The sequence below is a fragment of the Paenibacillus athensensis genome (genome assembly GCF_004514475.2).
In the GTDB taxonomy this organism is placed as follows: Bacteria; Bacillota; Bacilli; order Paenibacillales; family NBRC-103111; genus Paenibacillus_AL; species Paenibacillus_AL athensensis.
The window spans coordinates 58,751-73,067 of the sequence record NZ_MYFO02000001.1; the positions used below are offsets into that span (position 1 = coordinate 58,751).

General features: G+C 58.1%; 6 protein-coding genes. 5 read left to right on the forward strand and 1 reads right to left on the reverse strand.

Features of this window, described 5'->3' with window-relative positions:
* Positions 1–102 precede the first annotated feature (102 nt).
* From B5M42_RS00275 to B5M42_RS00290, 4 genes are all read left to right on the forward strand, one after another.
* The gene (locus B5M42_RS00275; protein ID WP_230632533.1) at positions 103–6,381 is read left to right on the forward strand and encodes a fibronectin type III domain-containing protein; all 6,279 of its coding nucleotides are present in this window, start codon (positions 103–105) and stop codon (positions 6,379–6,381) included.
* 160 nt (positions 6,382–6,541) lie between these two features.
* Complete coding sequence (locus tag B5M42_RS00280; protein ID WP_167689696.1) at positions 6,542–8,338, forward strand: cache domain-containing sensor histidine kinase; 1,797 nt, start codon at positions 6,542–6,544, stop codon at positions 8,336–8,338.
* On the forward strand, positions 8,335–9,429 hold the full coding sequence (locus tag B5M42_RS00285; protein ID WP_134750826.1) for a response regulator: 1,095 nt from the start codon (positions 8,335–8,337) through the stop codon (positions 9,427–9,429). Before B5M42_RS00280 ends, B5M42_RS00285 begins: the two co-directional genes overlap by 4 nt.
* A gap of 326 nt (positions 9,430–9,755) precedes the next feature.
* Complete coding sequence (locus B5M42_RS00290; RefSeq protein WP_134750824.1) at positions 9,756–11,099, forward strand: glycoside hydrolase; 1,344 nt, start codon at positions 9,756–9,758, stop codon at positions 11,097–11,099.
* Between the two features lie 166 nt (positions 11,100–11,265).
* Here B5M42_RS00290 and B5M42_RS25210 read toward each other — a convergent pair whose 3' ends face one another.
* Positions 11,266–11,400, reverse strand: coding sequence for a hypothetical protein (locus B5M42_RS25210; RefSeq protein WP_268999022.1), 135 nt, complete (start codon positions 11,398–11,400; stop codon positions 11,266–11,268).
* Positions 11,401–11,595: 195 nt separating this feature from the next.
* On the opposite strand from B5M42_RS25210, the gene B5M42_RS00295 reads away from it, so the two are divergent.
* Entirely contained in the window at positions 11,596–13,887 is a 2,292-nt protein-coding gene (locus B5M42_RS00295; RefSeq protein ID WP_134750822.1) for an HD domain-containing protein, read from the forward strand.
* Positions 13,888–14,317: the final 430 nt, after the last annotated feature.

The following is a 14,317-nucleotide window of genomic DNA, read 5'->3' on the forward strand; positions in this document are numbered from 1 at the left end:
GCTCCTCATAGCTGCCGAGCCCGCCTGCGCCGCGCCTTCCGCCGGCCAGGCGGGTCACAGCTATATGCGCGCCATAACTTCAGGGAAAGAAGGATGAAGATCGTGAACATTCGCTTGCATAGATCGCTCACACTGCTGTTAATCGGTCTGCTGTTGATCGTCCCCCTGCTGCCGACGACGGCGAAAGCACAAGCGTTGACCGAGGACGAGTTGGCCCAACTGCCGGGCAGCGAGGTGCTGCTGGCTGGCATCAACCAGCCGGGGGCAGCGCTCAATCCTGAAGCGCCTGCTTATGGAACCGCTACCAAAGTGGCGGTCGAAGGCCAAAGCTTTACAGAAGCGCTGCAATTTGCTACGAACGTGCAACCAGCCAGCACGTATTTGCTGCAATACGTGTTTCCGATTGCTCCGCGAATCGAGAAGGACGATGTGATTCTGGCGACATTTTACGCCCGGACGATCAGTTCGACCGTTGAGACGGCTGAAGGCACGGCTTCGCTTGTGATGGAGAAAACCGTCACCTTCGACAAATCGATCAACGAGACGATCACCATTCCGAATACGTGGAAAAAATTTCTCGTGCCGATCAAGGCGGCACTGGTTATGGAGGAGAATACGCCGCAGATTACGTTCCGGCTTGGCTACAAGCCGCAGGTGATCGAAATTGCCGACCTGCGCGTCGTCAATTACAAGAAGGCGATAACCTTCGACAGCCTGCCGAGCACACCCGTCGTCTATGACGGGATGGAAGAAGACGCCCCGTGGCGGGCCGAAGCGAACGCGCGCATCGAGCAAATCCGCAAGGGCGATTTGCAGGTGGCGGTGCAGGACGCCGAAGGCCGTCCGATGGAAGGCGCAGACGTGCATGTGCAGATGACGCAGCACGATTTCAAATTCGGCACGGCGGTCAATTCGACGATGCTGTTCGGGACTGACGCCGACGCCCAGACCTACCGAACGAAGCTCAAGGAAAATTTCAATTCGGTCGTGATGGAGAACGAAATGAAATGGCCGTGGTGGGAGCAGGACAAGTCGCGAGCGGTCAAGCTGTACAACTGGCTTGGCGAGAACGGCTTTGACATTCGCGGCCACGCGCTGGTGTGGGACGGCGCTTCGCGTCTGCCGGCCGACGTGCCGGGGCTGGCGAGCGACCACGCCGCGCTGGACAAGCGGATTGCCGATCATATTCACGAGCTGGCCGGCTATTTCCGCGGACGGCTGTACAACTGGGACGTGCTCAACGAGCCGGTGCTTAACAGCTTGCTGCGCAGCACGTACGCAGACCCCGGCGCGGAGCTGGCCAATTGGTTCAAGCGGGCCAAAGAAGCCGACCCGGCGGCCAAGCTGTATGTGAACGAAACGCAAATTCTCGGCGTTGACGCGCCGGTGATTCAGAATTTTTCGAACATCTTGCAGTCGATGAAGGATAACGGCGCGCCGATTGACGGCATCGGCATTCAGGCGCATTTTGGCTCCACGCCGGTCAGTCCGATGGGATTTTATAATCAGCTGACGCATTTCAGCCAATATGCGCCGGAAATTGCGATAACCGAGTTTGACGTCAACTCGCCCAAGGAGGATGTACAGGGCAAATTCACGCGCGACATTTTGCTGGCGGCTTTCAGCCATCCGAACGTGCAGTCGTTTACGATGTGGGGCTTCTGGGACGGCGCGCACTGGCAGAACAATGCGCCGCTGTTCCGCCGCGACTGGACGCTCAAGCCGTCCGGCGAGCAATGGCGCAAGCTGATTTATGAGACGTGGTGGACCGATGTGAGCGGCGCGACGAACGCCGACGGCGTCTATCAGACGCGCGGCTTCTACGGCGACTACGACATTACGGTGACGTATGGCGGCGTCAGCCAGACGGTCAAGGCGTCTTTGCTCAAAGGGCAAGACAACAAGGTGACTGTCGTCTGGGGCTCGCCATCAAACGGCGGCACGGCCGAGCCATTCGCGCCGCTGGCACTGCCGGGCCAAAGCGATGAGATCACGGCGCCGGTATGGCCATACGGCAGCGTATTCAAAGCCACGAATGTATCGCCGACCTCGGCCAGCCTGACATGGCCGGCCGCTCATGACAATCAGGCCGTAACCGGCTATCGCGTCTATCGGGACGGCACGCTCGTCAAGGAGCTGCCGGCGAATGTGACGAGCTTCGACGCGACGGGATTGACGCCGGGGGCCAGCTACACGTTTACCGTGGAGGCGTTGGATGCCCAGGGCCATGTGTCGCTGCCGGGTGAACCGATAGCCGTAACGGCGGTCGCTGGCGCAGATACGGTGCTGCCTGGCTGGAAAGTGGGATCGCTGCTGTCCGTATCCGGGCTCGGGTTGACCGGAGCGACGTTGAGCTGGCCCGCGGGCGTCGACAACGACGGCGCTGACGGCTACCGGCTCTATGTAAACGGGCAGATTGAGGCCGATACGCCGGAGACGAGCTATACGCTAGGCGGCCTTGAGCCCGGCAAGCTGTATACGGCGCGCGTTGAGGCGAAGGACAGCGACGGCAACCTGTCGGCTGGCGGCCCAATCGTCACCTTCCGCACGCTTGGCGCGCCTGACACGGCCGCTCCGGTGTGGGACGGCAGCGCGGCGCTGACGGCGTCGGAAATCGGCGAGACGAGCCTGCTGCTCGGCTGGCCGGCCGCCACAGACAGCACCGGCGTGACGGCGTACCGCGTGCTGCAGGGCGGGCAGGAGCTGACGACGCTGCCGGCTTCGGCGCAAAGCTTCCGCGTGCCGGGTCTGACGCCGCATACGGCGTATGCGTTCCGCGTCGAAGCAGGCGACGCCGCCGGCAATTGGTCGGCGACCGGACCGGCGCTGACGGCGAGCACGCTGGCGGGGCCCGATACGACCGCGCCGGCATGGCCGGAGGGTCGCGGGCTGGTCTACAGCGCGCTGACTGACCATACGGTGCATCTGGCGTGGACGCCGGCCAGCGATGCGGTGGGCGTGACCGGCTACAAGCTGTATGCGAACGATAGCGAGCTGGCCGTAGTAGACGGCAGCACGCTGGCGTATGACGCGACCGGTCTGACCCCGGCCAAGACGTATACGTTCCGCGTCGAAGCGGGCGATGCCGCCGGCAACTGGTCCGCGTCCGGTCCGGCAGTCACGGTCGCGACGTTCTCCGGCGTCGTCCGCAAGACGACCGTTGTGTATCCGAGCGCCGACGCATTCATTCAAGCGCCGGCAACGCTCGGCGGCGCGGGCACGACGAACAATCTCGATTATTTGCGCTTCAAGAACGCGGCCGGCGTCTCCGGCAGCGATACGAACAAAAATACCGGCAATAACCGCCGCGCATATTTGAAATTCCCGCTGACCTCGGTCACGGGCAGCGTTTACGACGCGTCGCTGAATGTTTATGTCTTCGCGGTGCAGACGCCGAATATGGATATCGGCATGAACCTGTACAGCACAGGCGACGACTGGACGGAAACGACGATCAACTGGCAGAACAAGCCGGTAGACGGCGCGATGATCACGAGCACGACCATTCGCAATGCCGGGTATTGGAAGAAATTGGACGTTACGGCGCAGACGGCGCTCGAAGCCGGCGGCGACAAGACGATCAGCTTCAAGCTGCAGGACGATCTGTGGCTTGATCAGAACGTCGATATGTATGCGCGGGAAGCATCGGGAGCCAATGCTGTCTACCGGCCGTATTTGTCGGTCGGCACAGAGGAACTGCCGGCCGATGCCGCGCCGCCGGTATGGAGCGGTGCGAACCTGACGGTCAGCGCATTGACGCCGCAGACGGCCGGATTGAGCTGGAGCGGCGCAGCCGACGCCGTTGGCATTAATGGCTACAAGGTGTACCGCAATGGCGCAGAGCTTGCGACTGTGGCTGCCGATGTCTACAGCTACCAGGTCGAGGGCTTGACGCCGGGAACCGCGTATACGTTCAAGGTTGAAGCCGTTGATACGGCGCAAGCTTCGACCGACGGGCCTTCTGCGTCGGTGACGACGCCGGCCGCCGATACGCTCAGCCCGGTGTGGCCGGGCGGAGCGGCGGTTACAGCCGGCAGCGTCGGACGGTACGGGCTGACGCTGCATTGGCCGGCGGCAACTGACAACTACGGCGTCGCGGCCTACGACGTGTATCAGGGCAGCGCGCTGATCGGCACGACGCCGGGAACGGCGGGCCAGCTCGCGGTCGCGGGGCTGACGCCGGGAACGAGCTATACGTTCCGCGTGGAAGCCCGCGATGCCGCCGGCAACGCCGCCGGCTTGCCGGCGCTGACGCAAGCGACGCTTGCGGCCGATACGGCGGCGCCGGTCTGGAGCGGCGGCAGCGCGCTGAGCGCGTCGAAGACCGCGGCCTACGGCCTGCAGGTGAGCTGGCCGCAAGCCGGCGACGATACCGGCGTGACCGGCTACCGCCTCGCCGTGGACGGCACACCGCTGGTCACGGTGGGCAAGGATATCGCCGGCTACTGGCTCAATGGCCTGCAGGCGGACCGCAGCTACGCGCTGAGCGTCGTCGCGCTGGACGAAGCGGGCAACGTTTCGTTGCCGCTGGAGCTTGCGGCCCGCACGCTGCAAATCGATACGATCACGCCGCAATGGCCGACCGGCTCGCGGGTGACGGCGGTACAAGGCAGCGGTCAGGTGACGCTGACCTGGGACGCCGCCGTCGACAACATCGCGGTCGATCATTACGTGATCTATCGCAATGGCGTGCAGGCCGCCGAGGTTGACGGCAGCGCGACGAGCCATACGCTGCAGGACGCATCGGCGGACGCCGTCTACAAGGTGGAGGCGGTCGATCCGACCGGCAACGCCACCGTGTTTGGTCCGGCAACCGACGATCCGGTGATTGCGGTGCCGACCGATACGACCGCACCGGGATGGCCGGCCGGCAGCAGCCTGACGGCGCCGACGGTGACGCGAACGTCGCTGGGCGTCCGCTGGAGCGAAGCCGTCGACCGCATGGGCGTGACGTTATACAAGCTGCTGCTCGGCGGCCAGACGATTGCGACAACAGCGAATACGTCGTGGCAGGTAACGGGCCTGACGCCAAATACGCTGTATACGCTCAAGGTCGAAGCCGGCGACGAAGCCGGCAACTGGTCGGATAACGGGCCGACCTTGACGGTGCGCACCGCATCCGCGTCGTCCGGCTCCGGCTCGGGGTCTTCGCCGGGAACAACGCCAGGCTCGGGCAGCCCGACTGATCCCGCCACGCCGGGCACGGGTACGACGCCGGTCAACGGCGGTACGGTGACCGTGCCGGCAGGCAGCTTGACCGTGAAAAGCGGCAAAGCGGCGGTGTCGCTGGACAAAGCCGCGCTGGAGCAGGCGTTCCGCCAGCAGTCGGGTCAAGCGCCGGCCGTTGTGCGGGTGGAGCCGACAGCCGGTGCAACGACTTACGAGCTGCAGCTGCCGGCAGCCTTCCTGAACGGCCAGACTGGCGGACGCGCCTTGCAGCTCGCAACCGCGCTGGGCACGCTGACGCTGCCGGGCGATCTGCTTGCCGGCAACGGGCAAGCAGCGGGCGACCAGCCGCTGACAGTAGCGATTGGCGCAGCCGACCGCAGTCAGGCCGCGCATGCCCCAGGCCGTCCCGGTACGGCAGTGGAGCTGCAAATCACAGCCGCCGGGCAGCCGCTGGCGTTCAAGGAAGGCGCGGCGGTGCAGGTGCGCATCCCTTACGCGCCGCCAGCGAGCGAGCGCAGCCGTCCCGAGCTGCTGAACGTCTGGTACGTCGACGGTCAGGGTGGGGCGCAGCTGATGCCGACCGGCCGCTACGACGCTGGCGCTGGAGAAATGACATTTACAACGACGCATTTCTCGACCTATGTCGTTGCATTCGGCGAGTCGGCGTTCACCGATCTTGGCCGGATGGCCTGGGCACAGCAGGCGATTGAAGCGCTCGCGGCCAAAGGGATTATCCAGGGCGTAAGCGAGACAGCTTTTGATCCGGCCAGCCCGGTCACCCGTGCCGATTTCACCAAGCTGCTGGTCGAAACCTTCGGCTTTACAGCGAAATTCCATGCTTCCTTTACCGATGTCCAAGCCGGCGACTATTATTATGAAGCCGTTGGCATCGCCCATCAGCTCGGCATCGTCAATGGACGTACCGACTCGTTGTTTGCGCCGCGCGAGCGGATCTCCCGTCAGGAGATGTTTACGATGCTGGCGCGTGCACTGGAGCAAAGCGGTTTGCCGCTCGCAACGCCGGCCGGCAAGGAGCTGTCGTTCGGCGACGCCGCCGACGTGGCGCCGTACGCCGTAGAGGCGATTGCTGCGATGAGCGAGCAAGGCTTCATTCAAGGCGACGGCGGCCTGCTTCATCCGCTTGGTTCAACCACGCGGGCGGAAGCAGCGGTCATGCTGTACCGGATGTTCATCTACAAATATCAGCAATAAGCAAGCAGCTGCCCGCCGATGACGGCGGGTGGCTTTTTTTGTGCGCAAAATGTCGAAAAAGTACGATCGCTATAGGATTTCAAACTTTTCCCTCATTGCGCGCGCACCCGGAGGGGACTATGATGAAAGGTACGATACCTCGCAACGGGAGGCAAGTTGCATGCTGACATCCATGTATAAAACGATGCGCCGTTCCTTGAAATGGAAGCTGATTTCTATTATTGTCACCATTCTCGTATTTACCGTTTCCTTGATCGGCCTGCTCGGGTACAATCAGACGTCCTCGTATTTGCGCCGCGATATCGATCATCTGAGCGTGCAGGTGCTCAAGCAAGCCAACATGAACCTGGACCGTTACTATGCGGAATACGAATTTGCGTTTCTGATGTTTTCCAGCAGTCTGGAGGTGCGCGACTGGATGCGTATGACCTCACCCAAGCTGACGTCGGAGTCGATCCGTACCTACGAGTGGATGAAGGAAAATTACTTGAATCGGATGTTTTTGCAATATCCCGAGGTGCTGTCGGTGTCCCTATACAATCCGCGCGGCTTCGAGCAGCATTTTTGCAATTTATATACGCTTCCGTTGAACTACAGCATCCAAAGCGAGCCCTATTTCCAATCTTCCGGCAATTTTGAAAAAATCAAGTTTATTACCGGCATGTCCGACCATTATCTCGACTCGGCCAGCAAGCCGATGCATATTCCTGTATTGACGCTGTTCAAGCAGGTCGAGGGCGGGGGTTATTTAAAAATCGACATTTCGCTCGGCCCGTCGCAGCGGGTGATGGATCAAATCAGCATTACCAGCTCAGGGGCAGCCGCTGTCGTCGACGATGCCGGAACGATCATTCACCATTCCAACGCCGATCAGGTGATGGGTCATTTGGACGACCGGATTGTCGAAGCGGTGAAGGGCAAAAAGGAGGGAGCGATTTTTGAGCAGTCCGGCAATGAGCTGGTCGTGTTTCAGACGATTCCGATTACCGGCTGGAAAATTATCGCGATTTTGCCTTATGAAGAAATTGGAAAAAGCATTTCCTCTACCCGCAACATGATGCTTGTCGTCGCGATCGGCGCGCTGATCATTTCGGCGATTTTGACTTATTTTGCCGCTTCTTCGATCACAAGGCGGATTCTTGCGCTGCGCCGGCTGATGAAGACGATGCAGCTGACGAACGATTTGAACGTGCGGGCCCGGGTCGAAGGCTCGGACGAGGTGGCCGACCTGAGTATTTCGTTTAATAACCTGCTGGGCCATCTGGAGCAATCGGTGCATGATTTGGCCGAGACGCGGGTGCTCCAGCACCGGGCTGTCGTTTCGGCGCTGCAGGCGCAAATCAATTCCCATTTTCTTTACAATACGCTGGAAACGATCAATTCAATGGCTGTCATCGCCAAGCAGCCGCATATCGGGCTCGTTTCGGTCAATCTCTCCAATATGCTGCGCTACACGTCGGATTACAAGCATATTCAGGTGACCGTTCGCGAGGAGCTGCAGCATCTGGAGCATTATTTGCGGATTATGAAGGTCCGCTACAAGGACGAAGTGACGTATGAAATCAACGTGCCGCCTGAGCTGCAGGAAGCGATTTGTACGAAGGCGCTGCTGCAGCCGCTGGTGGAAAATTGCATCAAGCACGGCCGTGAAACGACCGGCGAATCCGTCCATATCGAGGTCGCGGGACAGCTGTTGGAGGATGGCCGTCTGCGGCTGACGGTGCGCGATAACGGCTGCGGGTTTGACGAAGCTACCCTGACGAGGCTGCAGGAGGAGCAAGGCGCGGCCGACAACGGGTTTGATCGGTCCAGACAGGTCGGTTTGTCGAATCTCATTTACCGACTGCGACTGTTTGCTCAGGCGCAGGGCGCAATGGCGTTTTACAATTTGCCCGACGGCGGAGGCGCGGTGGTCGAGATCACGCTGCCGCTGACCCTGGAAGGAGGGGCCGCATGAACAGACTGATGATTGTCGATGACGAGGAATTGATCCGCGAAAGCCTGGCGATTCAATTGTCCGAAATGGCCGGCATTGCGGTGTCGGCGACGCTGGCTAACGGCAGCAAAGCGCTGGAATGGCTCAAGGAGCATTATGCCGATCTGTGTGTAACCGATGTGCGGATGCCGCTTGTGGACGGTCTGCAATTGATCGAGGAGATCAACCGCTTGTACCCGTGGATGACGTGCGTAGTGATTTCCAGCTATGACGATTTTCAATATGCGAAAAAAAGCATGCTGCTTGGCGCTGTCGATTATGTGCTCAAGCCGATCGATCCACAGCTGCTGGGCGAAGCCGTCGACAAGGCGCTGCGCAAGCTGCACAGCCAGCGGCGCAGCGAGGCCAGTCAATTGCTGCTGCGCAAGCTGCCGCTGCATAAGCTTTTGCTGGAGCAGTGGCTGGAGCTGGTGCTTACCGTCTACTTGCACGGTCAGCCCTTGTTGATTGTCGATACGCTGGATCTGCTGGAGCAATGGGTCGAGGGACGATATGAACAGTTGGACGAGCTGGCGCTGGCTTGGACGGAGCTGCTCGTAGCCGAGCTGAAGAAAATGGGCATTGAAGTGGCGCTGGACGAGACGCTGGACCTTGGCTTCGCCGAAGCCGCGCCTATGCTCCAGCGCTCGCAAGTGCGGCAGTATTTCCGGCTGCGTGCCGTGAAACGGCTGGAGGAAGCGGCCAATCTGCTGATGGATCGCGCCCGCAAGGCCAAAAACTTGCAAAAGGAAAGCGCCGTCGATCAGGTCAAGCGCTACATTGAGCAGCATTACGCCGGCAATTGGGGGCTGCAGGATCTGGCCGATCATGTGGCGATGAGCCGCTCCTATTTGGCCAAAATGTTCAAGGAGCAAGCCGGCATGACCATTTGGACCTATTGTGTCAACGTGCGGATGCGCAAGGCGCGCGAGCTGCTGCTGACGACCTCCTTCAAAAGCTACGAAATCGCGCTCAAGGTCGGCTATGAGAACAGCATCCATTTTTCGCGGATTTTCAAGCAATACCACGGGATTAATCCGATGGAATACAAGGAGCGTTTCGGCGGGGAATAGGGGCGGGGAGCCGGCGTGCTTGCTAGCCTCGCGCTTGGAGGCTCCGTGTGGAGACGGGTTGCTTGCCGGCCCCTGCGATGCAAGGGCTGAAGGACGTTGCGTCAGTCTGCGTCCGCGGCGCCGGTGAAGCATGTCGGGAGGCGCGAACGGCAAATAGACGGGATTTGGCGGCATGACTCGTTCAATCGCGCTGAATTGAAGCAAATTCGGGCAAAAACGCTTGCGCGTGCAGTAAAAAAGCGTTTTGCCTCAGTGTTTTGTAAGCGCTTTTATATTACCGTAAAAGGAGGTCGATCAGGCCGAAACTGATGAAAAGAGGTGCTTGAATGATGGGTTCAACGAGAAAAAAGCTGTATGGGGGTATGGTGTTATCGGCAGCGCTGCTGCTTAGCTTCGCGTCTTCGGCGCAAGCGGCCGGCACGGTGACGGTGTACAAGGACACGACGTATCAGACGATCTGGGGATTTGGCGCAGCAGCCAACCATCCGGTCAATGAGCTGAAAACGGGCTATTCGGCCGCGGTGCAGGGGCAAATTCTCGATACGCTGTTCCGCACGGACAATTCGAATGCCGGCTTGTCCATCGTCCGTCTGGAGATCAACGGATATACGTCCTCGCAGGATGCGGTGCAGACGACTTTTATGCCGTCCGACGGCGTGCTGGACTGGAACACCGACCTGCATCAGCGCTGGTTTGCCCAAGAGGCAAAAAATCGCGGTATGAACCAGTTTTACGCCGTGCCGTGGAGCCCGCCGGGCTGGATGAAGACCAACGGCTCGCCGAATAACGGCGGCCATCTGAAGGCAGACAATTACGACAAATTTGCCAACTATATGAAGACGTATGTCAACTATTACCGCAATACACTGGGCTTCAACATTAAATGGCTGAGCGTGCAAAATGAACCGGACCTGTCGACACCGTACGCCTCGGCGCAATATACGCTGAGCGAAATGAACACCGTGGCGGCCAAGGTAGCCGACGCCGTTCACGGCTTGAATCAGGGCGTGCTGGTCGGAGGCCCGGAAGGGTCGAACCGCTCGGCGTCGAACAACTACATCATCAATCTGAGCGCAGCGACACGGGATAAGCTCGATTTCCTCAGCGTACACGACTATAGCACATATACGGATGTCAGCACGTACGGCAAGCCGCTGATGAGCACCGAGGTCAGCGATTTCCAGAATCCGAACGATCCGTCGATCACCGACGGGCTGAAATGGGGCAATATGATCGCTTCGGACCTCAAGCGCGGCGAGAAGGGCTGGCTGTTCTGGTGGGCGGTCAATCCGGCCTCGTCGACGACCGGCGAAGGGCTGATCAACCTGCTCGGCAGCAATACGTTTTCGGTGAACAAACGTCTGTACGTCATGGGCCAATTCAGCCGCTACCTGCGGCCGGACGATACGCGCATTCTGGCCAGCTCCAGCGACAGCAACATCGTCGCCATTGCCGGAAAAAACGCCACGGGCCGCGCCTCGGTCATCCTGATCAATAATAGCGCCTCGTCCATCACGACCACGGTGTCCGGCATGACGTTTGGCCACGTGTCCGGCAGACGGACCAGCGCGACGGAAAATCTGGCCAAGCTGACCGACCTTGCCGTCTCCGGCGGCTCATTTAGCGTCACCCTGCCGGGCAAATCGGTGACGAGCTACGTCGAGTATTAAGCAGCGGACCGCGAAATACGGTTAGCAAAAACGACCTCAACCTCCACATCGATGTGGAGGTTGAGGTCGTTGCGTTGTGTCCGTTTCTTCCGCGGCATGCCAGCCGCTGCTGCCAAGCCTGACAGAACCGACTGGTGCGGCCAAGCGGCAGCAAGGGAGGCGCGGATTAGCGAATGTTGCTGATCGAATTTTTCGCCGTTTCGTGGCGGGTTTTCAGCACCGTGCTTTCTGCGGAAGCCGTGGCGGCGAAAAACGCCAGCGCCAGCGTCAGCATAAGGCCGGAGAACAGTACTTTTTTCATCAACGTCACCTCCTTTGCTTTCGGTGAAAGCATTTACACAATCGCATTGTATCATTGCGTCGGCAGATTGGGAATAGAGCGGGAGATGCAGGCGCGGGTACGAACGGTTAGCTATTTTTTCCTGAAATGGTGTAGGCTGCGAGCAGATATTCGTGTAAACTGGATACAAATATACAGTTGTCTGGGGGGACCCTGATGAGCGATCACAGCAAATTGGAGCTGAAGCAGCCCAAGTTGTTTACTGCGTTGGAGCGATTGGACGCCGATCTGTACGCTCAGGTCAAGAGCGTCGCACGGATAGCCGAGGACTATCTGGAGCGCATTACGATTGTGTTTCCGACCTACACCCAGCATAATATCGAGCATTCGATCCGGATTCTGGATCGAATGTGCGAGCTGCTGGACCCGGGAATGATTCCGGGTCAGCCGCAGGAATCGTACGCGCAAAGCCTGTCCCCGCTGGAAATCGCCGTGCTGATCTATGGCGCGCTGCTGCACGATATCGGCATGGCGCCGGACGAAAAGACGATTGAGGCAATTAAAAACAATAAGCTGGAGGGCTGCGCGCACGACTACACCAAATTTGTGGAGCGGTTCAAAGGCGATGAGACGTTTGCTTTGCAGGATTATGTGCGCCGGATCCATGCCGAGCTGTCGGGCCGGTATGTGCGGCAGTGGTTCGGGGAATGGCTGCATGTGCCGGGCCACAGGGCAATTTCTTATGCAAACGAGGTTGCGTTATTATGCGAAAGCCACAATTACGGCTTGGATTGGTGCAAAAGCAGGCTGCTGGAAGAATCGGTCAAAGGGCCGTACAGGTGCAATTTTCAATTTTGCGCTTTGCTGCTGCGATTGGGCGACATTCTCGATTTTGATGCCCGCCGCACGCCGTACCATCTGTTCAAGTCGATCGATCTAACCGATTACAGCCAGAGCGAATGGGAGCAGCATCTAAGCGTACAATCGACGGGTTTCCGACTGGAACCAAGCTCCATGATCGAAGGCTGGGAATCGCCGGTTTTTCACGGCGGCTGTAAGGATCCGGCGATCTACCGCAAGGTACTGAGCTATTTTGACTGGATCGAAGACGAAATTCGCCAATGCGTACCGCTCTCGCTAAGCTTTCGCAACGCCAAATACCGGCTCAAGCTGGCGCTCCCGCTGGTGAACCGTATTCAAACCGAAGGCTTCCAAGTGGCCAATCAGCAACTGCGGATCGATTACGATGCGATCAGTCAACTGCTAATGGGAGAGCATATTTATGGCGACCGGATGCTCGGCGTCCGGGAGCTGTTACAAAATGCGATCGACGCTTGTCGACTGCGGCTGGAAGCCGAAGCCAAACGAACCTCTTACGAGGAGCGGTACGCGCCGCGAATTCGCATCATTCTCGATCAGCCGCACGGCAAGCTGGTGTTCAAGGACAATGGCGTGGGGATGAACGATTTTATTATTAATGAGTTTTTCCTTAACATTGGCAAGTCGTATTACCGCTCTGACGAATTTTTGCTCGGTCAACACGATTTTCAGCCGATCGGTCGCTTTGGCATCGGGTTTCTGTCCTGCTTTATGCTGGCGGATCGCGTGATCGTGAAGACCAAGCATTACACGGAATCGGTTATGCATGAGCTGGAGCTGGACAAGTCGAGCAAATATATTGTTCGTCGGACGGAAGAAGATGCGAGGTTTATGCACGGTACGGAGATTGTGCTGGATTATGATTTTGTCACTAACCCGTTAGGTGTTTCGGTAGAGAAGCTGAAGAAATTTGTGGAAACGCATTTTCTGCTGGATGAGCGTTGGATTTATGTCGAAGATACAGCGGCGGGAAGCCAGGTCGCGGTGAGCTGCGACGGTTTGAGCAAGTGGCAGGACAGGTTGCGGCTTGATGCGGGGATGTTTGGAAAAGAGTCGACGGTGTATGCGTTAGTCGATAGTCATTTTAAAGGGATATCCGGTTATATCGGGTTGAAAGAGCCCGAGTATCAGGAGTGGAACATGACTGCGGACCCTAGCATTTTCCGGGTATTCGGCATAGATTTGCTGGGCGAGGCGACCGGGCCGCGCAGCATTCAGTTTTTTATGAACGACATCCTCATCTCCACTCAAATACGTGTTCCCCGGCTCTTCTCGCATCCGCTGTCACTGACGGGATCCTGCTTGCTTAACTCGACCAATAAGCTGCTGCACCCCAATCTGGCAAGGACAGACCTATCGCAAGATTCCCATGCGTTGTTGGGGTATGCCGTCTGCAAATTTACACATTATCTGACGCTGAACTTCTATCGGCAGCGTGAACCTTTGCTCGCCGAGCAAATTCGTTTGGTGATCGAACGGTTCTATGCGAGAACATCGCCGCTGCTCCAGGAGGAGACCTTGCACGACATCCAGATTACAGGAGAAATCCAAAGTACCCGATACGATATTCGCAAATCGGCTTTATATCGGAATTGGTCCCGCCCGTCTTCGGGGGAGGAGTTGGACTAAACAACCGAATGAACGCGGCCATGACCTGCAACGGGTCACGGTCTTTTTTTATGAAAATTCTGCTTAATGTTTTTCTTTATTTGAATCGAAATGATCATAAAAACAATATATTATGCAAATATTTGCGTGATATATTTAAAAATATTTCGTGAAATCGTATACAAAAAGCCATTTTATCTGCTATATTGGAAAAGTAATCAAATTAATTATAAAATAATGGATAAAAAAGAAAATATTTTCGTGAAATTCATGCAATTTATTTCTTAATCCCACGTGTTGCTTGCAAGCTTCTGATTTTGCTCATTGTCAAGCTTTGTGTACTTGAATATACAGCTGACGATTCGGTCCTCTCCTGTTAGGGCTCACTTCCTCCAACTCCGATAAGTCGGCTCTGAAAGCGGTTGATACCGCGGTTATCCCATTCGGTTTT